Here is a 25,899-nt window from a genome sequence, read left to right as displayed (position 1 = left end):
TCGGGCTTGGTTTTATAAATCCAACTCTTCCCGGTTCAGATCCCTGATCGCCACACCAGTCTCATGCGCTTTGCTCAAAGACCACCGGATGCGCGTCCCATACTGCATTGCAGCGCCAGATAGAACGATCTGTTTGGTCGCACGCGGTTTTATCCGGCCTTTTTCCAAAAAAACACTGGCGACAAGCTCCATTTTGGCCGCACCATCGTGCCGAAACACCCAGACTTCGCCACTTTTCAGGGCGATCGACACAGCCGCTCCTCCCATGTCGAGCGACGCATCTGCCTCCGGATGCAGGTGGAAAGCGATGTCATAGGGAATCCCCTGCAACGCTTTTTGGTCCATGACCTTGTCGAATTTCCGTTTGTCACCGTCTTCCAGTGCTACAATCAGATCCTCGCCCGCCATGCCCCGACCGTCAAAAGTCAACTCCAGCGTCCGCGCATGTGTCAGCCCATGTGTGGTGCGGTACCCGTCATGCCCGCCCTGAAACTTGATGCCGTCCGGCATTGGCGTGACCTCGATCGGCACATCGGCAGGACCTTCGACCAACTGTTCCTCGCGCCATCCTTTGCCAAGTTTGCCAAGTCGCGAACTCGACAATTCATCCAGCGTCAGTGCCGAATGGCTCGGTGTGGCACGGCCAAATCTCCGCCAATCCTCGCCCAAACTGCTGCCAGAGCCGCAATTGACGATCACCGGCCGCCGTCCGCTGGTCAGTTCAAATGCCAATGTCGAGGCATGGGCGTTGATCGAGCTGTCGCCTTTGGGCGGCAGACTGGCATCTACTACCACACTGGTTCGCCCCGCACTCAACCGTGCATAGCCCATCGCCAGACCGTCGGCTTGCCGCGATTTGACACGACTTTCTGCCAAGGCATGGTCCAGCCGACCGTCGATCCCGCGTCCGCCCCCATGGAACCGCGCCAGCCCGCCATCTGAATGGCGCAACGTGCGCAACGTCGGCGCAATCCGTTCAATGGCTTGAACATGTGCATCAGAGGGTTGATGTCCAGCCTCGCTCAACGCGGTGGCGGCCCATGTCAGCAACGTAAAGACCTCAAGCAATTCTTCTGGATTGCGCGTCGGAATCCCGCCTTGCGCATCCACCTGCTTGCGACACTCCCTGTCGAGCGCCTTAACCGCCGGCGCCACATGTTCGCGCATGCCCTCCAGCGCCAAACCGGCGTAAATCAGACCCGTCAGTGCCTCAAAACGCTCCAATCCGGGCAGGCTTTTGCGCCAACGGCGGCTTAGAAAAATTGTTTGCTGCGCAAGGGATTTGAAAAACGCCTCGGACTCTTCTGGTTCTCGGGACCGCAACAAAAATAGTGCATGGCTGATCCACCGGATCAGCCGCCGCCCAGTCAGATCCGGCGTCCATCCCGGCCCGCGACCGCGACCAAACAAGTCAATCCAACCCCAAACCCATTCCTGCGCCCGCTCGCGCGCGAGGGCGTCACCAACGGCCGCAAGATCATCCAGCCATGCAAATCCGTGCAGTTCCTGTGCAAAAACGTCATCAGGCGCATCCAAAGACCACATTGACGACTTGGGCGCTGTCAGCAAATGCCCCGCAAATAGAAAATTGCCTGCCACCAGCTGCTTGCCGCGCGCATAAAGCCCAATGGTGCGCGGCTCCGGCATCGACGTAAAGCCGGTGGCCGGACTGGCCATTGTGCTGATGCGCGCATGAACGCGATGCATCAGACGCGTACTGCGCGCCGATATGCCGTTTGTTTTGGACATCCACTCTCTGCCTCTACGCTCTTTGGCGTTTTGCGCAGAGTTTAGCGGGGTTGTGCGCGCAAGTCACCGATTCAGTTCAAGGTGAGCAAAGTGTAGCGCGACAGGACATAATGAATTGGGTGCAGCACCAACGCGGCGCTAAGCTTTGCGCAAAAGCGCCATGTAAAATCCATCCATGCCGCCGCGATCTGCCCAGTAGTCCGGCCGCAGGCGCAGCCCGCCCTCTTCAGTGACCCAATCCGGATCAACGCCCTCAATCAGAACAGCGTCGCGATCCACGGAAACACCAGACCAACGCGCGACGGACTCCTCGACCTGAACCTCGCCTTCATCTGGCAACAACGAGCAGGTGCAAAACACCAACCGGCCACCCGGTTTCAGCAGACTTAGCGCGTGATCCAAAAACACCTCTTGCATCCCGATCAGATCGCCAAATTCGCTGCCATCCTTGGCAAACGGCAAATCGGGGTGACGCCGCATTGTGCCCGTCGCCGAGCAAGGCGCATCCAGCAAAATCGCATCATATGCGCCTTGCTGCGCCATAGCATCTCCAACCACCAGCGTCGCCGAAAGGCCGGTCCGCTTCAGGTTTTCTTCAACCCGCGCCATGCGGGACGGGTTGTCATCCACAGCGGCCACTTCCGCACCTGCCGCCGCCATCTGCATGGTCTTACCACCTGGCGCTGCGCAGAGGTCGAGAACTTTCTCTCCAGCTTGCACATTCAGGATTTTCGCAGGCAAGGCCGCCGCCGCATCCTGAACCCACCAATCGCCAGCCTCATATCCCGCAAGTGCAGACACCTGTTGGCCTACGGGAACCCGCACAGATCCGGTCGGCAACAGCTCGCCACCTATCGTATCCGCCAAAGCCGCCGCATCCCCTTTGGCGGTCAAATCCAGTGGTGCGCCGTTAAAATGCGCGGCCTCAATACCCAACATCACGTCGCTGCCATAGGCCTGAGCCAAAGGTTTGCGCAGCCATTTAGGCATCCGTGGAATACGCAACCGGTCCCACTCCGCTTGCCCGTCGGCATCCACTTTGCGCAAAACAGCATTCACCAGCCCCTTCAGGCCAGCGTGGTGCTTGTTTTTTGCGATGATCTCAACAGCATCATTCACCACGCCATGCGCCGCGCCGCCCTGACAAAGCTCCACAGTGCCAAGACGCAAAACATTCTGAACCGTCAGCGCTGGTACTTTTTTCAAGTGTTTCTGCAACACGCGGTCCGCGCGCTCCAATCCGCGCAGGGTGTCCATCGCCAATCGCTGCGCCCGCGCACGATCCGCCGGCTCCAACCGTTCCAGAGCGCCAGAACCAATGACTTCGGACATCAACCGCCCCTCGCCCATCACCTGATCAAGCAGGTAAACAGCGCTGCGGCGGGTCTGCATTCCGGATTTTGACATCGCTGGCCTCTCTCGTGCGACTCTGGGAACCTTGCCGTTCCCGAAGCGCGGCGTATATCAAGGGCACACGTCAATGGAAAGCCTGCGCGAAGGAGCGGTTATGAGCGAGTCGACCGAAAAGAACATCCCCGAAGCCGCGAAACGCGCCCTGGCCGAAGCCGAAGAGCGGCGCAAGAAAGCCAAAGCGCCGGACATGCCCACCGAACTTGGTGGCCGCGACGGACCAGAACCTGTGCGCTACGGTGATTGGGAGAAAAAGGGCATCGCCATCGATTTTTGATCGTGGCGCGCCACAGCATCTCGACCACACAAACGGACCAGCCCCAACAGTTTTGGCCATTCGATTGGATGGGCGGAGGTGGCGCGAGCGCCTCCCTCCAAGAGTTTAAAGACCAAGCGCCTTTCGACGTTCCTCGGCAAATCCCTGCACCAGACGGTCTGCCACAAGCGCAAGAATGGCCATAGCTGCCCCAGCGGTGACGCCAAGTCCGACGTCAGCCTGCCCCAGAGCCAGATAAATCGACTGACCCAAACCGGTGGTGCCAATCAACGCGGCAATCACCAACATGGCAAAGGCATAGAGGATCGTCTGGTTCAGCCCGAGCAGGATTGTCGGAGCCGCATAAGGTGCGCGCACCTCAAACATGGTCTGCCACTTACCCGCACCGCTTGCTGTGGCCGCTTCGATCATCTCTTCCGGTGTCGAAATCAGCCCCTGCCGCGTATAGCGGATCATCGGCACCACCGCATACATGCAGATCGCCAGAAATGCCGAGAACTCGCCGATCTGGAAGAACATCAGAACCGGAATGAGAAACACAAACAGCGGAATGGTTTGCAGCATATCACAGATCGGGCGCACCACAGTCCAGACCCGCGTGCTCATCGCGCTCAGGAAGCCCAGAACGCCGCCGACAAAAGCACAAGCCGCCACCGACGCGCCACTGAGATACAGCGACAAGAGCGCTCGCTCCCACAGGCCGGAAATCAGGATCAAACCCAATAAGATCACCACCAACCGCACCAGCTTCCACCCACTCGCAACCCAGCCAAGCGCCGCGGCGCCGACCAACATCAGCGGCCAAGGCGCCTGTGCGATGCCAATTTCCAAAAGCAGCGCCGCGATAACCACGACAACTCCGGCGGTCAAATGGTCCCGCCATGCCAGCAGGCCACCAATCGCGGCTGAGGCGGCAAAGAACATCAAAGAATGCATGGCGGTCCACTGGAAACCCCATGTGAACGGCAACACCGCATCCGCCAGACCAATGCGCAGAGGCAACAGGCCATAGAACATCGACGTGTTTTTCACCGCATCCAGCGTCGCGCCATTATTGGCGGTGAACGTGCCGACGCCGGCGTCTACGGCCTCCGCCCAGCCATCCAGCCACGCCACGCCGTTCGGGCTCCAGCCGGCGAACACCGACCAAAGCGCCACACCAGCACCGATTGCGAAAATACCAAGGGCCACGCGCTTGCTTTGCGGTTCGCGCGGCTCGGCCAATGCTGCCGACATTCGGTCGATCACGACAGCAAAGACCACAATCACCGTCCCTGCGAGAAAGGCAGGACCAAACTGCGCCTTGCGCATGGTCAGCAACACTTCCCAGCCGATGTCCTTGAACCCGCCAATCACAGCCGCGATGATCACCATCGACAACGCCGCCATCAAACATTGGTTAAAGCCAACCATGATCTGTTGGCCCGCCGCCGGCAGTTCGATCAGAAACAGTTGCTGGCGCCGAGTGCCGCCGGACATCACCGCCGCCTCGCGGATGTCTTCTTCCACCCGCTCCAGCCCCAAGAGTACATTGCGCGCCATCGGGGGGGCCGCATAAATCGCCGAGGCAATCAGGCCCACCACTGGGCCAAACCCGAAAAGCACAATCAAAGGCGTCAGATAAGCAAAAGTTGGCACCGTCTGCATGATGTCCAGCAACGCATTCACTGCGCCTTTGAACCGCGGAAATTCAAAGGCCGCGATGCCAATCGCCATGCCCATGATCGCTGCCAAAGGCACCGACACCGCGACCAAGGCCAGCGTGTTCATCCCTTCGGTCCAATAACCGGAAATCACGACAAAGCTGAGCCCAAAGAAGCCCAGAGCCGCCATCCGCGCGCCGCCAATCAGCCAGCCTAAAGCTGTGACCAACCCCACCGTCAACGGCCAGGGCGAATACCGTAGCACCGCGCCAACCCATTCCATCGGGAAACTGATCAGATAGGAAAACGCCCGCGCCACCGGTTTGAAAACGCTCAGGAACCACCCCACGACCGCGCCAACCCAATCCGTCATCGGCACCGTCAGCGCCTCGGGCCAGGCCACCAACCAGTCAAACTGCGCGCCCAACAGGCGACAGGTAATGCCCACCGCCAGTACCAGCAACGCCGCTTTAGCCCCGCGTGTGATATCCAACCCGCGACCGCCCGAAACCTCTTCGACAACTGCCATCAGGCCGCTCCGCCGGTGTCGTCATCTACATGCAACGCCGCCGCAAGCTCCGCCGGATTTACCGCACCCACCATGTTGCCCGCGTCATCCCAGACCGGCACAGGCTCATACAAATCCATGCACCGCTCAAGCGCGATATCCAGACGCATCCCGACTTTCAGCTTGGGATCGTCCGGCATGCTGTCCGGTGTTTTATCAAGCATCACGCTTTCCACACGCGCGTGCCGCCCTTTGGGCACGTCTCGCGTAAATTCTCGCACATAATCATTCACTGGCCGCAGAACGATGTCCTCGGGCGTGCCGATCTGCACCACCTCGCCATCGCGCATGATCGCAATGCGATCCGCAAGCTTCAGCGCCTCCTGGATGTCATGCGTGATGAACACAATCGACTTTTGCAAGGTCGCCTGAATGTTCAGGAACTCATCCTGCAACTGCCGCCGGATCAGCGGGTCAAGCGCCGAGAAGGGCTCGTCCAGAAACCAGATATCGGGGTTCACAGCGAGGCTGCGGGCAATGCCCACGCGCTGTCGCTGACCACCTGAGAGATTGCGGGGATAGGCGTCTTCGCGCCCGTTCAAACCCACAAGCTCCAAAACCTCATGCGCCCTTTTGCGACGCTCTGCCTTGCCCGCGCCCTGCATCTTAAGCGGAAAGGCCACGTTGTCGGTCACCGTCATATGCGGGAACAGACCGAAATGCTGGAACACCATGCCCAGCTTGTTGCGGCGCAGATCAATCAGGCGCTTTTCGTTGGCCTTCAGAATGTCTTCGCCGTCAATGCGCACTGACCCGGCGGTTGGCTCAATCAGCCGCGAGATGCAGCGGATCAGGGTCGATTTACCAGAGCCCGAGAGCCCCATAATCACAAACAGTTCCCCTGCTTTGACCTCGAAGTTGGCGTCACGCACGGCTGGAATCAGCCCGCGTGCCATCAAATCTTCGGCCACGGCATGGAAATCTTCAGGATTGGTGGCGGCTTCGCGCGCGGTGCGCAAGGCCTTCTCGGCGTGCTCGCCGAAGACCTGCCAGAGGCCTTCGACGGCAATCGCCGGAGCAGTGCTGTTCTTGTCGGTCATAGGAACCTTACTTGGTCGCGGCGTCGACAACCGGCTTCCACTTGGCTTCATTGGCGCCCATCCATGCGGAGACCACCTCTTCAACCGACTTACCGTCAACATCAACGGCGCCCATCATCGGCTGCTGGTCTTCAACAGCCAACTGATAGTTCACAAGGATCTCATGCGCCGCCGGCCACTTGTCTTTCAGACCTGGCCAGCCCGCTTTGAAGATGCGGCTTGCGGCAAAGTCACAGTCGTTGATCGCGTTCGGGTTCGGGCCCCATGCCGGATCGGTGAAACATGCGTCTTCGCCAGCAGGCAGAGTCACGAATTTCACATCATACGCAGACATCGCCCAGTGCGGCTGCCAGAAAGTGACCAGCAGCGGGGATTTCTTCTCGGTGGAGGCGCGCAGTTCAGCAATCAGAGCCCCTTCGGACCCCGCAGGGATCGCTTTGAACGGCAGTTCCAGACCGGTCATACGGTCGGCACCCGGTGTGCCCCAGTCCGCAGGATAGTCCACCAGACGTCCCATCGGCAGGGTCTCTGCGGTGGCGAAGTTCATCGCGCAGTCCTTCAGTGCTTCCCATGCCGGCAGGCCCGGGCACAGCTCTTCGACGTGTGCCGGATATGCGATGCCTTCACGTGCATCCAGACCAAGGTCGGACAGCTCTTCCAGTTTGCCTTCGCCTTTCAGCACAGCATACTGGTCGGATACGTTGGACGACCAGATTTCCAGCGTCGCGTGGATGTCGCCATCCGCAATCGCCTGAAACTGGTTCAGCATGCCGGCAGTTACAAATTCGACCTCATAGCCCGCTGCGCGCAGCATTTCCGCCGCGACGTGGGTGGTCACATGCTGACCTGTCCACTCGTTGATCGCCAGCTTGATCGGCTCGTCTTTCGCGCCAAGATCGGCGGCAAATGCGCCCGTTGCCATCGCTGTCAGTGCCAGCACGGACAGGCCGGATTTCATCAAAGACTTCATGTCTCACTCCCTGTTTTGGTCATTTCTTGTATGATCATTTAATTTTTTAACTGGCCGCATAAGACCATAAGACTCACCATCTGCCAACAAAAACATTGCCTTACAGACACACAGTCCAGAACAGCCACCTTAAGTGACAGATTTTTAATCAACTTTTTCTCGACGTCAGGAGGGACTCACAGCCCCAGCACGTCAAGCATATCATATTCGCCGGGCTTTTGATCCTGCCCCCAAAGCGCGGCCTTCAGCGCACCTTTGGCAAACAGGCTCCGGTCCGTCGCCTTGTGACGGAGTACAATCTGCTCGCCATCGGCGGCAAACATCACGTCGTGTTCGCCGATGATGTCGCCGCCCCGAATGGCGGTGAACCCGATGTCACCCCGCTTGCGTGCGCCAGTGATACCATCTCTGCCACGGTCCGCTACGTCGTTTAATGCAACCCCGCGTCCCGCCGCAGCCGCCTCTCCCAGCATCAACGCTGTGCCGGACGGCGCGTCCACTTTGTGACGGTGGTGATACTCGATCACTTCGATGTCAAAATCCTCATCCAGCGCAGCAGCCACTTTTTGGGTCAACAAGGTCAACAAGTTGACCCCGAGGCTCATATTGCCTGCCCGCACAATGACCGCATGGCGACCGCAAGGTTCCAGCTGGGCAATGTCTTCATCACTCATGCCCGTGGTGCCAATCACATGCACCGCACGCGCCTGCGCTGCCAATTTGGCAAACTGAAGCGTCGCCGCCGGCGCCGTGAAATCAATCACCGCCTGCGCTTTGGAAAACGCTTCAAGCGGCTCATCCGTCACCGTCACGCCCAGCGCAACGCTGCCCATGGCCTCGCCGACATCACGGCCCACCCAATCGTGCCCTTCTCGCTCCACAGCGCCAACCAGACGCGCCTTGTCGCTCTCGACCACTGTCTTGATCAACATCTGTCCCATACGGCCCGATGCTCCAGTGACGACGATTCCCGGCAAGTCTGACATTTTGGTCTCCATAAGTCTGCGCGCCCCTGCTTACCCTCTGCCTGCCCGCTTGGCAAAGGGCTGCAAAGGCCCTAAGTGGGGAGGCATGGCAAAACACAGAGATACAGAGGGCCGTGGCCCCTCCCAGCGCATGCTGCGTGTCGGCGAACTGATCCGCCGCACCTTGTCCGAAGTCCTGATGAAGGGCGACATCCATGATCCGGACCTGAACCGTCTGTCGATCACCGTCGGAGAGGTGCGCGTCAGCCCCGACCTGACCATCGCGACAGCCTATGTGTTACCCTTGGGCGGCGGCCAGCAGGACGAAGCGATTGCTTATCTGGCCCGCAATAAGGGTGAACTCCGCCGCATCATCGGCAAGAAGGCGGGCCTGAAACACGCCCCTGACCTGCGCTTCCGCATCGACAAAACCTATGATCAGATGGAAGCCACCCGTGCGATGCTGTCTGATGAACGCGTGCGCCGCGACATCGATAAGCCCGATGCGCAGGAGACAGACGAGCCTTGATCCGAGCCCTCCTCACAGCCGCGTTTCTGGCGCTGCCATCCATGGCCGCCGCCGTCGTCTGTGAGGATACCTCTTACGAGGGCAATCGCTTTACTCTCTGCACCGTCGATGTCGCCACCGAAGAACTTCGCCTTTTCTTGCGCGACACTGACGGCGCGATCCTTGGCCAGTTCCGCGATATCCAACGCGAGTTAGCAGACCGCCGCTTCCTTGCCTTCGCGATGAACGCAGGCATGTATCACTCAGATCGCCGCCCCGTGGGTCACTACGTCGAGTTCGGCGATCAGGAAACGCCGCTCCTGACCAAAGCCTCCAAGGGCAACTTCGGCCTCTTGCCCAACGGAGTATTCTGCATCAACGACACCCGCGCTGATGTGATCGAAACGCTCACCTTCGCGACCACCAAACCCGCCTGCGAACACGCCACCCAATCCGGCCCCATGCTGGTGATCGATGGCGAGTTGCACCCCCGTTTCCTCGTGGACAGCACGTCAAAATTCATCCGCAACGGCGTCGGCACGTCGGCGGACGGCAAAACCGCCCACTTTGTGATCTCGCGCAATTCAGTGACTTTCCACGAATTCGGCCGCTATTTCCGCGACGTGCTGCAAACCCCCAATGCCCTCTACTTCGACGGCAAGATCAGCCGCCTGCACGCACCCGCCATCAACCGCTCCGATCCCGGTTTTCTGATGGGCCCGATTGTGGGCGTGGTGGAAACCTCGGCAAATTGACACGCCGCGCGCGATCCGTTACCTCGCCGCCCTTACCTGATCTCAAAGGCGCACATCATGGCACGCAAACGCAAAGGCCGCGACATTTCCGGTTGGCTCGTTGTCGACAAACCCGCAGGCATGACCTCCACATCGGTGGTCAACAAGGTCCGCTGGGCATTCAACGCCAAGAAAGCCGGCCACGCAGGCACGCTTGACCCCGACGCCACCGGCGTTCTGGCGGTGGCCCTTGGCGAGGCGACCAAAACCGTGCCCTACATCACCGACGCACTAAAGGCCTACACCTTCACCGTACGTCTGGGACAGGCCACCAACACAGACGACGCCGAAGGCGAAGTGATTGCCCAATCCGACCTGCGCCCCGAAGACGACGAGATCAAAGCTGCCCTTGGCCAGTTCGTCGGCGACATCATGCAGGTGCCACCGAAGTTTTCCGCTGTGAAAATCGACGGCCAACGCGCCTACAAACTCGCCCGTGATGGCGAAGACGTCGAACTCGCCGCCCGCCCGCTCTGGGTTGAGGAGCTCTTGATGACCGACCGCGAAGACGTCGATCACGTGACGCTTGAAATGACCTGCGGCAAAGGTGGCTACGTGCGCTCCATTGCTCGTGACCTCGGCCAGGCACTCGGCTGCCATGGCCACGTCCGCGAGCTGCGCCGCATCTGGTCCGGCCCCTTTGACGCCACGGACGGGCTGACAATAGAGCAGATCGACGAAATGGCCAAACAGCCTGAACTCGACCAGTACCTGCGTCCGATCGAAGAAGGCCTCGCAGACCTGCCCGAAGTCAAAGCCACTCCCGAAGGCGCAACCCGCCTTCGCAACGGCAATGCAGGCATGGTGATCGCATCCGACGTAGACTATGGCGAAGAGTGCTGGGCCAGCCTTGACGGCCAACCCGTTGCAGTTGGCACCTTCAAAGCAGGCGAGTTACACCCCAGCCGCGTCTTTGTGTTGCCGCAAGAATGATCACCCGCACGTTCCAAAAAGACGATGCTGCCTCTTCAGCGATCTATTCGGACTGCGAAACCTATCGCTATGCGCTGACCCGCGTCTGGGACGAGAACAAAGAGCGTGTGCTCTTCATCATGCTCAACCCGTCCAAGGCGACCGAGCAGCAAAATGATCCCACAATCGAGCGGTGCGAACGCCGCGCCCGCGCGCTTGGCTTTGGCGGCTTTCGCGCGGTGAACATTTTTGGCCTTCGCGAAACCGATCCTAAACTCCTGCGCAAACACGCGGCCCCTGCAGGCCCTGACAACGACGCAGTCATCAGCAAGAGCTGCGCTTGGGCCGACACCATCATCGCCGCGTGGGGCGCCCATGGAGACCACCTAGACCGCGGCTTTGAGATGCGTGACGTGCTCGCCGCCACCGGCCGACCTATTCACCATCTTGGGCTGACCAAACACGGACACCCCCGCCACCCGCTCTACATCGCCTACGCCACACAGCCGGACCTCTGGAAGGAGCTTTCCGAACAGGGGCGTTAACGACTTTGCCAATTGGTGTTTGGTCAAATCCGCAAGGTGTGGCCTAATACTGGTGGGGGAAGTGGAGTTTTGTGATGCTCATGTTTGCGAGCTTGCTGGCCGTTATGGCTGGCGCAGCCGTTTTTGTCGGCGCGGATGGCGACGTCGAAGATCCGGATTTGGAAGACGATCCAACTGAGGAGCCCGAGGTTTCAGTCTCGACCGGTTCCAGCCTGCTTGATGATCCGGATCCTGACACGACCCCGACGTCGCCGAACCTGATTCACGGCACCGAGGGCCACGATATTCTTTCCGGAACATCCGCTGCTGATGACATTGTTGGCGCCTCTGGTGACGATCAGATCAACGGTTATGCCGACAATGACACGATCTATGGCGGCGCAGGCGATGACATTCTGCACGGGGCACAGGGCGATGACGCACTCTCCGGCGGGTCAGACGATGACATTCTTCACGGAGAAGATGGAAACGACAGCCTACTCGGCGATGACGGCGCCGACAGCCTGTTTGGCCACATGGATGACGACACACTGAATGGCGGTGGCGGCGATGATTCACTGATCGGCGGTTTCGGAGAAGATGTGTTGTCAGGCGGAACCGGCAGCGACGCCTTGCACGGCGGTTATGGCGATGACGAATTGGACGGCGGCGCGGGGCAAGACACCCTTTTTGGCGGCGATGGAAACGACATTGTTATTGGGAACACTGACGCTGAAACAGACTATCTGAACGGTGGCGGCGGGGAGGACACGCTGATCGGTGGAACCGGAGACATCCTGACAGGTGGCGAGGGCGTCGACACCTTTGCGCTGGACGGCGCGGCGGCTTCTCCGATCACGGTCATGGATTTCGATCGCGCAGAAGACAACCTTGTCTTGCTTTATGCGGATCAAGACGGCCCACCGGATATCGAAATCCGCCCCACTTCATCAGACCCCGAAATGATCGAAGTGGTGGTAGACGGAGAACCCCTCGCCGTGGTGCACGGCGGCTCCAATCTCACAACATCCGATATCACCCTGATCGCGCAGGCTGTCGCGGGATAGAAACCCCTTTTCTTTCCACCCGATTCCGCCTATACGCGTCCATCTGCGCAGGGAATCCCCGCGCAGACCTCTATGGACCTTGCTGGACGACATCCCGGCTTGCGCCCGAAACCTTTAGATTAGGAGATCCCGATGTCGATCACTGCTGACGAAAAAGCACGCCTGATGAAAGAATTCGCAACCAAGGAAGGCGACACCGGTTCGCCCGAAGTACAGGTTGCAATCCTCACCTCGCGTATCAACACCCTGACCGAGCACTTCAAAACCCACAAGAAAGACAACCACGGTCGTCGTGGCCTTTTGAAAATGGTTGCTCTGCGTCGTAAGCTGTTGGACTACACCAAGAGCAAAGACGAAGCACGCTATCAGGACCTGATCAAACGTCTGGGCATCCGCCGCTAAGACGTCCGATCAACCGGAATACACGGAAAGCGCCTACTCTTCGGAGTGGGCGTTTTTTTTGCAGACGCCAGTAGTTCGGACGTCGGTCTGCCGGTCATCGCTATTCATAGAGCTCACGCCTCGCGTCGTCCCAGATGCTTGTATCAAAGCCCAAAACTTCGCCTGCAAACTTATACTGATCATCATATTTCGCTCGCAAGTCCTCCAGAAATCCAACCGGATACGTCAGCTTGAAAGGTGATGCGAAGTCTCTTTCCTCTGTGGAAAACCTATGATTTGCCATTCCAAGGAACTCAGCCAATCGCTGAAGTTCCGAGGGGTGGAAGAGGGTTTCATAGAACCCAAGAAATATTTGATGCTGCTCAAAACTTCGCTGCAAATTCGTAGCGGTGCGGCGATAATCTGCGCGGGACAAATCCTGTTCCGTTCCCGCGTAGGTCTCCATAAGCGATATTACTTGCTTCTTCGCGTCTTGGGATTCACCCCGCTTTCTCACAACCATTTTGGCTGCGCTTTCAAGGCGCGTGACCGGTTCTCGCATAACAAAGACAACTCGTGGTTCAATCGATCGCGACCGGAAACCCGCGTTGACCCGACGCAACGCATCGACAGGTAGCGCGGCATAGCTCGGTGTAATATCGCTCGATAATCCTTCAAGTTCGCCAATGAGCGCATCGTAGTAATCGAAATATCTCTCCACGTTCTCGATCATGCTAAAACGGTGCACGCTTTTGGGATCATCGCATTGGAGAGAGGATGCGGCATCGACCTTCCTGGCCCTGTCCTCGACCTGCTTACGCTCCGCCCCAAACGCGTCAATAAATGCGAGATCCAGCACATGCATTTCTTTTGCAAAAGGAGCAGAAAAGGCGGGATCTTTAGAAATTTGCGAATACAGCCACGTCGTTGCAGCCTTCTGAGCCCCTACTCCCAAAATAATCCGTCGCATGGTCGTCTCCGGCATACCTTGAAGGCACGATCGCCTCCGTAATTTAAAGCCAGGTATCGGAACTGATCTGTCATTCAGCGTAGTGCGCGTGACCTGAAAAATCCCTAATAACTTTAGGCGCTATTTCTACTTCGCGAGCGGACCATCAACAATAAGAAAGGGCGCCCGCTTTCGCAGACGCCGCCTGAATTGGAAACCCAAAGGCTCTTTGCCTGAGCTCCCTGCCTCAACCTCTTTGATCACCGCGGCCACCCGCCAACCGATCTCGCGGCCTGCCTTCAGTGTAGAAATTGACCCCATCACCTCTATACTCAAGACATAGACAAACCGAGTTTACTTGAGGCGACATGAAATCTGTTACGCCAACGCACAATGTGATTTGGGCTCAGGTCCTGCTGCAAAAGATCATTCAAGAAGGTGTTTCAGAACGCGACGCTCTAAAGGGGTTGGGCCTCAACCCCAACCAATTCAATGATCCAGACGCACGCTGGTCATTTGACAAAACACTTACCCTGTTTCGCAGAGCCTGCACTCTGACTCGGAATGACCTGTTCGGCTTTGACCTTGCACAGTCACCCGACATCGTCAAAAAGGCCGGACTTCTGGCGTATGTTGGCGTGTCCGCCCCCACTGTCGGCGGGTATCTAAGAAACATTACCCGCTTTCAACGCGTGTTGGGCGATGCCAGCAAATCATCCTTGGAAGAGACTCCGGATACCGGGCTTCTACGTTGGCGTTATGACGTGTCCACATCACTCCCGACCAGCCAGTATGCAGAATTCGGCGCAGTCGGCACGGTGTTCGCTTTGCGCGATTATACCAACCGCCAACTAACGCCGCGATATGTGCACTTTGCCCATTTGCGGAATGCCAACACCAAACCGTTTGAAAAGTTCTTCGGCTGTGACGTTGCCTTCGGGCGGTCGGAGAATGCCATCGCATTCAAATCTTCTGACATGGATGTGCCGCTCTTAACCGCAGATGACAATCTCCAGCGGGCGCTTCTGGCGATTTGCGAAACCACAATCGCCCAACTGCCTCGTTCCCCTGATAGCATTGCGCGAAAAATCGAGAAATTGCTCTCCGAACGCCTTGCTTCAGGATCTGCCACTCAAGACAATATTGCCCGCGAGCTCGGAATGAGCGTGCGCACAATGGCGCGCCGGTTGTCCGAAGAAGGCACCACTTTTGCAAACCTCGTCAATGACCTTCGCAAAGCGTTGGCACGCGACTACCTCCTAAGCAGTGACCTGCCGCTGACCGAGATAGCGTTCCTCTTGGGATACAACAATGCCGGAAGTTTCAGCACCGCATTCCGGCGGTGGTTTGGCACCACGCCACGCGATTTCCGCAAACAAAGCTAAACCGGACCACCGCCCCCGAACGCTGACGAGATGATGAAAGCAACAAACCCGACAAGCGGGACGCCGGCCGGGTTTGCAGCAGAATGTCGGATACCTCCGACACCGGTTGGAAAGGGTGGCCCTTTCAAGCGGTTTCTATTCGCACTTTAGCGACGTTTGTCTTTGCCGTTTTTATGTGAACGACGATCATTCTTGCGGTTTTTGTCAATCGCGCCGCTCAATGCGCCGGCAGCGGCGCCGATCTTTGCCCCATCTTCTGCGTCCCCGCCGGTGATCTCGGAAATGACTGCACCTGCGACCGCCCCTTTGAGGGCCTTTTTGCCAATACTACCAGCGTGAGCAGACATCGGAGCAGCCAGAGCCATAGAAGCGACGATTGCGGCGATTGCTGTGGTTTTGAATGTGTGTGTCATGGGTTCCAACCTTTTCTGATTTTAGCAACCTCCGTGGCTGCCTTTCATGAAAAGAAAATGGGATGTTCCCGTGCCAAAACTTCGGCCTGACTGCCACGAACTTTTGCATGCGCGCCAATCTGCAAAAAGGGACACTTTTTTGGCAAAGCGAGGCCAAAGCTTCAGGTACCGATGTACATGCGTTTGCCCGCCGTCTCCCAACTGCCCCCAAGAGAAACGGCGCCCGCTTTCGCAGACGCCGCCTGAATTGGAAACCCAAAGGCTCTTAGCCTTAGCTCCCTGCCTCAACCTCTTTGATCACTGTGGCCACCCGCTGACCAATCTCGCGACTTGCCTTCAGCGAGGGGTGGATCATGTCCACCGTGTGATAGCTGCGGTCCCCATGTGGCACCAGATCTTCAAGCGACACAAAATGCATCTCCGGTACGATGTCCGCCAGCTTCTTGATACGCGCCTCAAGACGATCCCCATCATCCTTGCACCCTTCGATCGGCGACCACGCGCCCGGGCTGCGCAAATAGCCGACATAGACAATCTTTGCCCCCGTCCCGCGCAGGCTGTCCACCAGATGCGGAATCGCGCCCTTGCGACCGTCCTCGGAAATCATCTTGCCCATACGCGCGTCACAAGCACCACAGCCACAGCCCATCCACAGATCATTGCCGCCGCCGTTCAGCACAACCCAATCCCAATCGCCTTTGCGGTATTGGTTGGCGATTTTCATGCCCATGGCACCCGACATCGGCAATTTATAGATGATACGCGCGCCACCAATGGCATGGTTGGCAACCGGCTCGTTCAAAGCGTCTCCAACCGCGTGCGCGATCGAATTGCCGGTCATGTTGTGCCATGCCATCAAACTATCACCCATCGCGAGAATACGCGGTGATGAATTACGGCTTACCTCGGGTTCCGAGGGGATTTCTGCCACAGGAATGTCTTCAATGACATTGCGTGTCACAGGCTCGGAACAACCCGGCAGAAACAGAAACGCCCCCATAAACAGGGCGAGAATCAGCGTAAATGGAATACGTAAAGTGGGGACTTTCATAATAAAACTCGCAGCATAGCGCCGATTCTGGCGCGTCAATATCTCCGCGCAACCAGCCCCCACTGCCACGCGATCTCCGCCACATATTCGCCTTTTTTGCGCCCCAAATCCACCTCGGATTGGGAAACAATGTGTTCAAGGGTCGGAATCAAACGTCAAATTTGACGCTTCGCGACCTTATTCTTCGACAAATTTGGTTTCCAAACGCCTTGTTTTCAGATATGCGCGCTGCATCTGAGACGTTGCGTCCTGACCCCGGCGTTGCAAATCAAGGATAGAGGGGTCGGCGGCAATGGGGCCGCCATTTCAAACGGGAGACCCGGGATACGCCTGGGAGTGCTCCCAGCTAGGAAACGAAAATGTTCGAAGTTAGCAAAAAATCCATGCAGTGGGGCGAAGAAACGCTCACGCTGGAAACGGGCAAAGTTGCCCGTCAGGCCGACGGCTGCGTCATCGCCACACTGGGCGAGACCTCTGTTATGGCCGCAGTGACCTTTGCGAAGGCACCCAAGCCCGGTCAGGACTTCTTCCCCCTGACTGTGCACTATCAGGAAAAATACTACGCTGCCGGTAAAGTACCCGGCGGTTTCTTCAAGCGCGAAGCGCGCCCGACTGAAAAAGAAACACTGACCGCGCGCCTGATCGACCGTCCGATCCGCCCGCTGTTCGTGGATGGCTTCAAAAACGAAGTCCTCGTGATGTGCACGGTTCTGTCCCACGACCTCGTCAACGATCCCGACATCGTTGCGATGATCGCGGCCTCCGCGGCTCTGACCATCTCCGGCGCACCGTTCATGGGCCCGATCGCCGGCGCCCGCGTTGGTTTCGAAGATGGCGAATACGTCCTGAACCCGACCGTGGACGACATGCAGGATCTGCGTCAGAACCCCGATCAGCGTCTGGACCTCGTTGTTGCAGGCACCAAAGACGCCGTGATGATGGTGGAATCTGAGGCCTACGAACTGTCCGAAGCAGAGATGCTCGGTGCCGTGAAGTTCGCTCACGACTCCATCCAGCCGGTCATCGACCTGATCATCGATCTGGCAGAAGACGCTGCCAAAGAGCCGTTTGATTTCCAAGCACCCGACTACGCCGACCTGTTCGCCGCAGTCAAAGCCGCCGGCGACGAGCAGATGCGCGCAGCCTTCGCGATCTCCGACAAGCAAGAGCGCACCGCCGCTGTTGCCGCTGCACGCGACGCGATCAAAGCCGCGCTGACCGAAGAACAGCTGGAAGACGCGAACCTCGGTTCCGCTCTGAAAAAACTCGAAGCCGGCATCCTGCGCGGCGACGTTGTCAAAACCGGCAAGCGTATCGACGGCCGCAAGACCGACGAGATCCGCGACATCGTCTGTGAAACCGGCATGCTGCCGCGGACCCACGGCTCCGCCCTGTTCACCCGTGGTGAAACTCAGGGTCTGGTTGTGACCACACTCGGCACCGGCGACGACGAGCAGTTCATCGACGCGCTGCACGGCAACTTCAAATCCAACTTCCTGCTGCACTATAACTTCCCTCCCTACTCGGTTGGCGAAGCTGGTCGCGTGGGCCCTCCCGGCCGCCGCGAAATCGGTCACGGTAAACTCGCATGGCGCGCCCTTCAGGCCGTTCTGCCTGCCGCAACCGACTTCCCCTACACAGTGCGCATCGTGTCTGAAATCACCGAATCCAACGGCTCGTCCTCCATGGCGTCCGTATGTGGTGGTTCCTTGTCGATGATGGACGCAGGTGTGCCGCTGAAATCCGCAGTCGCGGGTGTGGCCATGGGCCTGATCCTCGAAGACGACGGTTCCTACGCGATCCTGTCCGACATCCTGGGCGACGAAGACCACCTCGGCGACATGGACTTCAAAGTGGCAGGGACCGAAAACGGCATCACCTCGCTGCAGATGGACATCAAGGTTGCAGGCATCACGCCTGAGATCATGGAAAAAGCACTTGCACAGGCCAAAGACGGCCGCATGCACATCCTCGGTGAGATGAACAAATCCATCACGGGTGCCGCTGAATTCTCGATCCACGCACCGCGCATCGAGACCATGAACATCCCGACCGACAAGATCCGTGAAGTTATCGGTTCCGGCGGTAAGGTCATCCGTGAAATCGTTGAAGTGTCCGGCGCCAAAGTCGACATCAACGACGAAGGCGTGATCAAGATCGCATCGCCAAACGGCGAAGCCATCCAGAAAGCCTACGACATGATCCACGCGATCGTCGCAGAGCCCGAGGAAGGCGCCGTTTACACCGGTAAAGTTGTGAAGATCGTCGACTTCGGCGCCTTCGTGAACTTCTTCGGCAAGCGCGATGGTCTGGTGCACGTGTCTCAAATCGAGAACCGCCGCCTGAACCACCCGTCCGACGTTCTGAAAGAAGGCCAGGAAGTGAAAGTCAAACTGCTTGGCTTTGACGACCGCGGCAAGGTGCGCCTGTCCATGAAAGTTGTGGATCAGGAAACCGGCGAAGAAGTCGTTCCGGAAAAGAAAGAGAAGAAAGAAGACTAAGCGCTTCTCTCTGACAAACAGAAAGCCCCGGTGGAAACACCGGGGCTTTTTGCTTTCCTGCCAGCTCACTTTGCTTGGCCACCCCGTCGCCAAACAAAAAAACCGCCCGATTGCGCGGGCGGGTTTTCTACGTCAGTGCGTCAGATCAGGCCACTTGCAGGTTTGCCCTTTCGGTGGAGGCATCTCTCGGATCTTGGCTGACCACGACAAAATCGCGCAGACTCTCAACCAGCCTCTCGACCGAAGAATCAAGGCTCGCGGTCGACGCCGAAGCCTCTTCTGTGCGCGCCGCGTTGCCCTGTGTCTCGGCGCCCAATGTCTGCATCGAGCCGCGAATGTCCTCAATCGAGGCAGCCTGCTGTCCCGAAATATTTGCCATCTCGTAAATCGATCCGGACACTTCGTTCACTTCACTCAGGATCGTCTCAAGCGCATCCCCCACTTGCCGCACTAAAGACACGCCGACCACAACGTGTTCGTTGCTTTGGCTGATAAGCTTGTTGATGTTCTGCGCCGCCTCGGCCGAACGGTGTGCCAGGGCCCGCACTTCAGAGGCGACAATGGCAAACCCCGCACCCGCTTCACCAGCCCGCGCAGCCTCGACACCGGCATTCAGCGCCAAGAGATTGGTCTGGAACGCGATGTCCTCGATCAATGCCACAACATGGTCAATCTGGCTCGAGCTTTGCTCAATCTCATCCATCGTATCCACGGCCTGTCGGACGACAGCCGTCCCCGACGTTGTGACCTGACGTGTGTTGTCAAACCGCCGCTGCATCTCTTCGGCCTTGTCCACGGCACTCTTCATACCATCGGCAATCACTTCAACAGAGGCAGTGACCTGCGACAACGCATTGGCCTGCTTCTCGGTGCTGATCGCGACATTCGCCGATGCTTCCGCAAGTTGCGATGCGTCCACGCCAATTTGATCGGTGACAAAAGTCACATCTGTCACGGTTTCTCTTAGCGACGACATCGACGCGTTAAAACTCAACCGCAACGCCTCATACTCCGGCGGGAACGTCTCCGTGATGTCATCCGCCAGATTGTTCGCCTCCACCTTCGCCAAGCCGACACGCAACTGTTCCACAACCATGCTCGACGCTTCCTCCTTGGCCTCAACCAAGGCTTTTTCACGCTCAAGAATCTCCATCACCTCCGACAGCCGATCTTGCTCTGCATTGAGGTCAGCCATCCGCGACACATTACGTCGCACGCCATAAAAAAGCGCCGCTGTCTCAACCGCAATCACCGCGCCATGGAACAACGACCGTAGAATATTCTCGCTCAGGTCTGCGGACGGAAACACCAGCGCTGGCATGACAAAAGACAAACCCAAATGGTGCACAACCGCGACCAGCGCGGCGACGATAATGGACGTCGGGCAAAGCATCGCCGCGGTCATCGGGATATAGGCAAAGAAAATCATATGCGCATCCAGTTGCCAGGGATGGCCGGCAAAAGCCGCAAGGATCAGCGTCACCTGACCCGCGCCGGCAACTGTGGCCGCTATCCTGTGCTGGGTCTCATAGCCGCCACGAAGAGCCCATGCCCCGATGGCGAGAAAAACCACGGCCGCCGCGCCGACCCCGACAATCTCCTTGCCGAGAAAAACCGCCACTGACACGGCCGATACCGCTAGCAGGATATTGATCCCAAGCAGGGCTTTGACCCCCTTTGCTCGGATGCCATCAAGATCGTTCATCTCGTTCATATTTCCACTCCACAAAGTCCGGCCAACACGCGACCATCCAATACAGCCCAGGCACCGTTCGCCTTCAGTTTTTCCTCGAACCCGGGAACAGCTGAAAACCCCAGTGTGCCCATGGGGGCATTTTCAAGTCCGATGACGTTCCCTCCCGAGGCCTCGATGATGTGCACAGGGTTTGCGCTCGGAGCTGTCACCACAACAACGGGACCGGCTGGATCGACAGGCGTCATCGCAAGCGTCAGTACCGGAACAAGCACGAGGCTCAGTACCAACGCCAAGGCGGTGGGAAGATATGCCAGTCCCTCTTTCATCACCCGAGAGATGGCAGAAAGTTATTGCCAGCGGCTTAACGAGGGACAGCGCCCCCGCCAAAGCAAAAGCGCGCCCGAAACCGGACGCGCTTGTCATTGTTTTTGATTATGAAAAGCAATCAACCCGAAAGCTTGGTGGTCCGCAGATACGGGAAATGGGTGGTAAAACCGCCATATTTTGCAGTCGCATCCTCGTCGCTGACAGCCACGGGAATCACCACATCAGCTCCGGGTGTCCAGTTTGCCGGTGTGGCCACGTTCTCTTTGGCCGCGGTTTGCAACCCGTCCAGCGCACGAAGAACTTCGCCAAAATTGCGGCCCACGTTCATCGGATATGTCATCGACAGCTTCAGCTGTTTGTCCGGCCCAATGATGAACACCGACCGCACGGTCGCGCTGTCTGCCGGTGTGCGCCCGTCCGGCATATAGGCTTCTGCAGGCAACATGTCGAAGGCTTTGGAAACCTCTAGTCCCTCATCAGCAATGATCGGAAAGCCCGCTTCGGTGCCTGCAAAGGATTCAATGTCTTTCTTCCAGCCTTTGTGGTCTTCAACACCGTCCACGGACACGCCGATAACTTTGGTGCCGCGCGCGGCCCATTCATCGGCCAACTGCGCGACCGCGCCGAACTCGGTTGTGCAAACCGGTGTGAAATCCTTGGGATGGGAAAACAGGATGGCCCAGCTGTCGCCAATCCAATCGTGGAATGTGATTGTTCCCTGATCGGTGTCCGCCGTGAAATTCGGCACAGTGTCGTTGATTCGAAGACCCATATCTCGCTCTCTTTTCGTGCATGAGGACATCAGGCTAACGCGCGCCGCTCAAAAAAACGGCAATCATTCCGACATCCGAAAAACAAATCCTGGCCGACAAGCGACCTACAGCAGACTACATCCGTCGCATTTGAACACCACCCCCTGTTATCGGGAATAATTTGATCAAATCCTTTGTGACCGCGCGTCTCTTTCCCTTGCGGGGGCCGAATTGCGCGGGCAAGGTGCCTTTCAAGATCGAGAGGGAGAGATGCCATGATCGAGAAACGCGACTTTTATATCAACGGCGCTTGGACTGCCCCAGCCGCTGCCAACGACTTCAACGTGATTGATCCCGCAACCGAAGAGGTGTGCGCGGTGATTTCCATCGGCGACCAAGCCGACACCGATGCTGCGGTGGCCGCAGCTCGGAATGCATTCCCCGCATGGGCGGACACCCCGCTTGAAGAGCGTGTGGCGCTGGTCAAGAAGCTGCGCGACGTCTATGTGGCGCGCCGCGACGACATGGCCGAGGCCATGCGTGCCGAAATGGGCGCTCCGATTGATCTGGCGAAGAACAACCAGTGGGGTTCGGGCACTTGGCACCTCGACGGCTTCCTCGAAGCGCTTGAGGATTTCGAATTCGAATACGCTATGGGCAGCGACCGCATGCGCAAGGAACCGATCGGCGTCTGTGCGATGATCACCCCATGGAACTGGCCGATGAATCAGGTCTTTCTCAAGGCGATCCCCGCGCTCTTGGTCGGCTGCACCATGGTTCTCAAACCATCCGAAATCGCGCCTCTGTCGTCCATCGTCTTCACTGAAATGATGGACGAGGCTGGCTTCCCCGCCGGTGTCTTCAACATGGTCAATGGCGACGGTGTTGGCGTCGGCAGCCAGTTGTCGTCCCATCCTGACGTGGACATGGTCTCCTTCACCGGCTCCACCCGCGCCGGCATCGCGATCTCCAAAGCCGCCGCCGACAGCCTCAAGCGTGTCAGCCTGGAACTCGGAGGCAAGGGCGCCAACCTGATCTTTGCCGATGCTGATGAAAAGGCCGTCAAACGCGGCGTCATCCACTGCATGCAGAACTCCGGCCAATCCTGTAACGCGCCGACCCGCATGATGGTGGAAACCGGCCGCTACGCCGAAGCTGTGGATCAGGCCAAAGCCGCTGCCGAAGCCACCGCCACCGGCCCGACAACCGAATCCGGTCGCCATATCGGTCCCGTGGTCTCTGAGTTGCAGTTCAACAAAATTCAGGGCCTGATCGAAACCGGCATCAAAGAAGGCGCGACTCTGGTCGCCGGCGGTCTGGGCCGCCCCGAAGGTATGAACAAAGGCTACTATGTGCGCCCGACGGTGTTTGCCGACGTGACGCCCGACATGACCATCTACCGCGAAGAAATCTTCGGCCCCGTTCTCGCGATCATGCCGTTTGAATCCGAAGAGCAGGCTGTGCAAATGGCCAACGACACGGTCTATGGTTTGACCAACTATGTGCAAACACAGGACGACGACAAGCGCCTGCGCGTGGCACGTCAACTGCGATCTGGCATGGTTGAAACCAACGGCGTCGGCCGCGTGAACGGCTCGCCCTTCGGCGGCTATGGCCAATCCGGCAACGGCCGCGAAGGCGGCACATGGGGTCTGGACGAATTCTGCGAGGTCAAGTCGATCTCCGGCGTTCCGATGGGCTAAGCCCCCAAGAGACAAAACAAAAAACGCCGGAGGATTGTCCCCTCCGGCGTTTTCTTTTTCACTCGGCCTTCTTCAAACCGATATCGTTTTCAATGCGTTCAATCGTAGCCAAGACCGTCGCGACGCGTTTTTCGTCGGGCGGGTGAGTGCCCCAAAAGCTCAACTTGCCAGCCTCGGTTTTGGCATCCTCGGCACGGGCAAAAAACTTGGCTCCATCCAACGGGTCATAGCCTGCCGCGTGCACGATATAGGTGCCCACCGTATCACTTTCCAATTCATAAGATTGGGAATAGGCCATGCTGCCCGCCGCCGCGCCAAGGGCCACGCTTGCATCAACCAGATTTGGATCGTAGTAGTCCGCCGAAGCGCCTGCCGCCACTGCGATGCTGCCAAGGATCAGGGCGCCCACCATGGCTTGTTGTTGCTGTTTCTCGATGTGTTTCCCGATCAGATGGCCATATTCGTGGCCAACAACAAAGGCCACCTCATCGTCGCTGGCACTGTCTTTCAAAAGCGGCATTGTCACGCGAATGATCGGGGCATTGTCCTTGTAAGTGAAATAGGCGTTGCGCTCATTCAAACTGTGATCAATCGCGAGGTCCACATCACAGACCGCATCGGCCTTGTCTTTGGCAGCATGCTCACACACGGCCTTTCCGACCGGCGCAACTTTTGCCTTCACCCGCTGAAACCGCCGTTGCGCAGCCGCATCCGAAAGCTGCCTCCGCGCGCCTTCTTGCTGGCCCTCCTCAAACAACAATTTGGCCCGCTGTGTTCCTGTGTCACCAAGCGAGGGTATCTCATAAGTTGTCCCGCAACCAGAGACACCCACTGCGACCACAAGGGGCCAGCAGATCCTCGAAAGAGCTTTCATTTGAGAGTCCGTCCTTTTCCGTTTCAGTGTCGCGGTTCCGGCCTCAGGACCTACTCAAAACCGATTAAGAAAATGGAACCTGCCGACACCTGATCGCCCTCAACGGCAAAAGGCTGCCTGTTGGGCAATGCCGGCCTTTAGCCCGCCGTATAGGAGGCGCCAAACGAAAACCGCCGCCGGATCTCTCCGACGGCGGTTCGTTGTTTGTCAAAGACGACTTGCGATCAGCCTTTACCTTTCCAAGGCACAAGATACTTCTCGGCCCAGCGCATCAGCATGTCGATGCCAAAACCGATGATACCGATCAGGATGATCCCCATCAGAACAATGTCGGTGTCCTGAAACTTGGACGCGGCCACGATCATCTTACCGACACCTTTTTCCGCAGCCACAAGTTCCGCGGCCACAACCGTGCCCCAACAGACCCCCATCGCTACGCGTGCGGCGGTGAAAATCTCGGGCAAGGAGTTCGGAATGATCACATGGCGCAGGATTTGCCGCTTGCTCGCGCCCAGCGAATAGGCCGCATGAACCTTGGAAATATTGACGCCTGACACGCCCGATCTTGCTCCGATGGCCATGATCCACAAGGCCGCAAGGAACAGCAGGATAATCTTGCCCTGTTCGCCAATACCGGCCCAGATGATCACCAGCGGGATCAACGCAAGCGGCGGCACCGGACGCATGAATTCCACAATCGGATCAAACCAGCCACGTGCCCAGTCACTCAGACCCATGGCATAGCCCAGCGGGATCCCCACCATCGCGCCAAGCGCGAAACCGACAATCACACGGAACAGAGAATAGCTCAGGTGCTCGGCCAAAGTGACGTTCTGATAGCCTTCGCGGCTGACCGAGATCAGGCGACGCCATACGCTTTCAGGGGCCGGAAGCCAGATGCTCTCCATCTGCATGCCAGTGGCAGGGGCAAAGTTCAGCGTGCCTTTGTCTGTCAAAGTGACAGAACCAAAGCCCACATCCACATCCGTTTCGCGATCAATCGGCTTTCCGTCGATGGCGACTACCTTCGCCCCGTCCTTGCGCGTCACCTCGTCGTTCTGATCCCAGCGCAATAGCTTACTGCGATAAGACTGCACCACGATTGCATCATCTTTGGCAACGCCTTCACCTGGCGCTACAATCGGATCTTCCGGTTGCTGACCGGCAGGATGCACCACAACATTCACAGTCGCGTCATCTGTCGATCCGTCTTCCGCCTCAACCGTGTAGGTAAAGCTCGCCTCACCCACAAACGGACCCGGCGCGTGCAGGAAACCCGGCACCCATGCGGATCCGGTAAAGCTGCCCCAGAACACAAAGATCAACACAACCGACACAACAGATGCGACCTTGTTAGATACAACGGCGCTTTCGTCGCCAAAGGTCACAGTTTTCAAAGAGGTATAATCATGCACCGGCGTAAGCTGGCGTTTGATCATG

The 25,899-nt window shown here is 58.0% G+C and carries 24 protein-coding genes; 10 read left to right on the top strand and 14 right to left on the bottom strand.

Annotated elements, in window-relative coordinates:
• Nucleotides 1–12: 12 nt before the first annotated feature.
• A complete protein-coding gene (locus BM069_RS09345; RefSeq protein ID WP_093323180.1) occupies nucleotides 13–1,749 on the bottom strand; it encodes a heparinase II/III family protein in 1,737 nt (578 codons plus the stop codon).
• Between the two features lie 138 nt (nucleotides 1,750–1,887).
• On the bottom strand, nucleotides 1,888–3,156 hold the full coding sequence (locus BM069_RS09340; protein ID WP_093323179.1) for an RsmB/NOP family class I SAM-dependent RNA methyltransferase: 1,269 nt from the start codon (nucleotides 3,154–3,156) through the stop codon (nucleotides 1,888–1,890).
• A gap of 100 nt (nucleotides 3,157–3,256) precedes the next feature.
• On the opposite strand from BM069_RS09340, the gene BM069_RS09335 reads away from it, so the two are divergent.
• Complete coding sequence (locus BM069_RS09335) at nucleotides 3,257–3,436, top strand: DUF1674 domain-containing protein (RefSeq protein WP_170846718.1); 180 nt, start codon at nucleotides 3,257–3,259, stop codon at nucleotides 3,434–3,436.
• A gap of 105 nt (nucleotides 3,437–3,541) precedes the next feature.
• Here BM069_RS09335 and BM069_RS09330 read toward each other — a convergent pair whose 3' ends face one another.
• From BM069_RS09330 to dapB, 4 genes are all read right to left on the bottom strand, one after another.
• On the bottom strand, nucleotides 3,542–5,608 hold the full coding sequence (locus tag BM069_RS09330) for an ABC transporter permease (protein ID WP_093323175.1): 2,067 nt from the start codon (nucleotides 5,606–5,608) through the stop codon (nucleotides 3,542–3,544).
• Nucleotides 5,608–6,687 carry a quaternary amine ABC transporter ATP-binding protein gene (locus BM069_RS09325; protein ID WP_093323174.1) on the bottom strand — a complete coding sequence of 360 codons (1,080 nt, stop codon included), beginning with the start codon at nucleotides 6,685–6,687 and terminating at the stop codon, nucleotides 5,608–5,610. Before BM069_RS09325 ends, BM069_RS09330 begins: the two co-directional genes overlap by 1 nt.
• A 7-nt stretch (nucleotides 6,688–6,694) precedes the next feature.
• The gene (locus tag BM069_RS09320; RefSeq protein WP_093323567.1) at nucleotides 6,695–7,645 is read right to left on the bottom strand and encodes an ABC transporter substrate-binding protein; all 951 of its coding nucleotides are present in this window, start codon (nucleotides 7,643–7,645) and stop codon (nucleotides 6,695–6,697) included.
• A gap of 188 nt (nucleotides 7,646–7,833) precedes the next feature.
• Nucleotides 7,834–8,643 carry a 4-hydroxy-tetrahydrodipicolinate reductase gene (dapB, locus tag BM069_RS09315; RefSeq protein WP_093323565.1) on the bottom strand — a complete coding sequence of 270 codons (810 nt, stop codon included), beginning with the start codon at nucleotides 8,641–8,643 and terminating at the stop codon, nucleotides 7,834–7,836.
• Nucleotides 8,644–8,728: 85 nt separating this feature from the next.
• On the opposite strand from dapB, the gene rbfA reads away from it, so the two are divergent.
• From rbfA to rpsO, 6 genes are all read left to right on the top strand, one after another.
• Nucleotides 8,729–9,151 (top strand): 30S ribosome-binding factor RbfA, encoded by a 423-nt coding sequence (gene rbfA / locus BM069_RS09310; protein ID WP_093323173.1) that lies wholly within the window; start codon nucleotides 8,729–8,731, stop codon nucleotides 9,149–9,151.
• Complete coding sequence (locus BM069_RS09305) at nucleotides 9,148–9,885, top strand: phosphodiester glycosidase family protein (RefSeq protein ID WP_425288674.1); 738 nt, start codon at nucleotides 9,148–9,150, stop codon at nucleotides 9,883–9,885. Before rbfA ends, BM069_RS09305 begins: the two co-directional genes overlap by 4 nt.
• 57 nt (nucleotides 9,886–9,942) lie before the next feature.
• Nucleotides 9,943–10,857, top strand: a complete 915-nt coding sequence (truB, locus tag BM069_RS09300) for a tRNA pseudouridine(55) synthase TruB (RefSeq protein WP_093323171.1) — start codon at nucleotides 9,943–9,945, stop codon at nucleotides 10,855–10,857.
• Nucleotides 10,854–11,381, top strand: a complete 528-nt coding sequence (locus tag BM069_RS09295; RefSeq protein ID WP_093323170.1) for a DUF1643 domain-containing protein — start codon at nucleotides 10,854–10,856, stop codon at nucleotides 11,379–11,381. The genes truB and BM069_RS09295 overlap by 4 nt, the downstream gene beginning before the upstream one ends.
• Nucleotides 11,382–11,455: 74 nt before the next feature.
• Nucleotides 11,456–12,427 carry a calcium-binding protein gene (locus BM069_RS09290; RefSeq protein WP_093323168.1) on the top strand — a complete coding sequence of 324 codons (972 nt, stop codon included), beginning with the start codon at nucleotides 11,456–11,458 and terminating at the stop codon, nucleotides 12,425–12,427.
• A gap of 132 nt (nucleotides 12,428–12,559) precedes the next feature.
• The gene (gene rpsO / locus BM069_RS09285) at nucleotides 12,560–12,829 is read left to right on the top strand and encodes a 30S ribosomal protein S15 (RefSeq protein ID WP_093323166.1); all 270 of its coding nucleotides are present in this window, start codon (nucleotides 12,560–12,562) and stop codon (nucleotides 12,827–12,829) included.
• A gap of 100 nt (nucleotides 12,830–12,929) precedes the next feature.
• On the opposite strand, the gene BM069_RS09280 is transcribed toward rpsO, so the two are convergent.
• Nucleotides 12,930–13,778 carry a hypothetical protein gene (locus tag BM069_RS09280; RefSeq protein ID WP_093323165.1) on the bottom strand — a complete coding sequence of 283 codons (849 nt, stop codon included), beginning with the start codon at nucleotides 13,776–13,778 and terminating at the stop codon, nucleotides 12,930–12,932.
• Between the two features lie 347 nt (nucleotides 13,779–14,125).
• Here BM069_RS09280 and BM069_RS09275 point away from each other — a divergent pair, with 347 nt between their 5' ends.
• A complete protein-coding gene (locus tag BM069_RS09275) occupies nucleotides 14,126–15,142 on the top strand; it encodes an AraC family transcriptional regulator (protein WP_093323163.1) in 1,017 nt (338 codons plus the stop codon).
• Between the two features lie 146 nt (nucleotides 15,143–15,288).
• Here the strand turns inward: BM069_RS09275 and BM069_RS09270 are convergent, their stop codons facing one another.
• Together BM069_RS09270 and BM069_RS09260 are read right to left on the bottom strand one after the other, a co-directional pair.
• Nucleotides 15,289–15,555 (bottom strand): glycine zipper domain-containing protein, encoded by a 267-nt coding sequence (locus tag BM069_RS09270; protein ID WP_093323161.1) that lies wholly within the window; start codon nucleotides 15,553–15,555, stop codon nucleotides 15,289–15,291.
• Nucleotides 15,556–15,826: 271 nt separating this feature from the next.
• Nucleotides 15,827–16,606: an SGNH/GDSL hydrolase family protein gene (locus BM069_RS09260; RefSeq protein ID WP_244503583.1), complete on the bottom strand. Its 780-nt coding sequence runs from the start codon at nucleotides 16,604–16,606 to the stop codon at nucleotides 15,827–15,829.
• 359 nt (nucleotides 16,607–16,965) lie between these two features.
• On the opposite strand from BM069_RS09260, the gene pnp reads away from it, so the two are divergent.
• Complete coding sequence (gene pnp / locus BM069_RS09255) at nucleotides 16,966–19,107, top strand: polyribonucleotide nucleotidyltransferase (protein WP_093323159.1); 2,142 nt, start codon at nucleotides 16,966–16,968, stop codon at nucleotides 19,105–19,107.
• A gap of 145 nt (nucleotides 19,108–19,252) precedes the next feature.
• Here the strand turns inward: pnp and BM069_RS09250 are convergent, their stop codons facing one another.
• The 3 genes from BM069_RS09250 to BM069_RS09240 form a co-directional block, all read right to left on the bottom strand.
• Nucleotides 19,253–20,821: a methyl-accepting chemotaxis protein gene (locus tag BM069_RS09250; RefSeq protein ID WP_093323157.1), complete on the bottom strand. Its 1,569-nt coding sequence runs from the start codon at nucleotides 20,819–20,821 to the stop codon at nucleotides 19,253–19,255.
• Nucleotides 20,818–21,129: a hypothetical protein gene (locus BM069_RS09245; RefSeq protein ID WP_093323155.1), complete on the bottom strand. Its 312-nt coding sequence runs from the start codon at nucleotides 21,127–21,129 to the stop codon at nucleotides 20,818–20,820. The genes BM069_RS09250 and BM069_RS09245 overlap by 4 nt, the downstream gene beginning before the upstream one ends.
• A 119-nt stretch (nucleotides 21,130–21,248) precedes the next feature.
• Nucleotides 21,249–21,902: a peroxiredoxin gene (locus tag BM069_RS09240; RefSeq protein WP_093323154.1), complete on the bottom strand. Its 654-nt coding sequence runs from the start codon at nucleotides 21,900–21,902 to the stop codon at nucleotides 21,249–21,251.
• A gap of 255 nt (nucleotides 21,903–22,157) precedes the next feature.
• Here BM069_RS09240 and BM069_RS09235 point away from each other — a divergent pair, with 255 nt between their 5' ends.
• Nucleotides 22,158–23,585, top strand: a complete 1,428-nt coding sequence (locus BM069_RS09235; RefSeq protein WP_093323152.1) for an aldehyde dehydrogenase family protein — start codon at nucleotides 22,158–22,160, stop codon at nucleotides 23,583–23,585.
• A 58-nt stretch (nucleotides 23,586–23,643) separates the two neighbouring features.
• On the opposite strand, the gene BM069_RS09230 is transcribed toward BM069_RS09235, so the two are convergent.
• Nucleotides 23,644–24,459, bottom strand: a complete 816-nt coding sequence (locus tag BM069_RS09230) for a M48 family metalloprotease (RefSeq protein WP_093323151.1) — start codon at nucleotides 24,457–24,459, stop codon at nucleotides 23,644–23,646.
• Nucleotides 24,460–24,683: 224 nt separating this feature from the next.
• Entirely contained in the window at nucleotides 24,684–25,898 is a 1,215-nt protein-coding gene (locus BM069_RS09225) for an ABC transporter permease subunit (RefSeq protein WP_244503594.1), read from the bottom strand.
• Nucleotide 25,899: the final 1 nt, after the last annotated feature.

The sequence above is a fragment of the Shimia haliotis genome (assembly GCF_900114415.1).
In the GTDB taxonomy this organism is placed as follows: domain Bacteria; phylum Pseudomonadota; class Alphaproteobacteria; order Rhodobacterales; family Rhodobacteraceae; genus Shimia; species Shimia haliotis.
The sequence above is the reverse complement of the archived record's forward strand: the minus strand, read 5'-3'. Positions and strand labels throughout refer to the sequence as shown.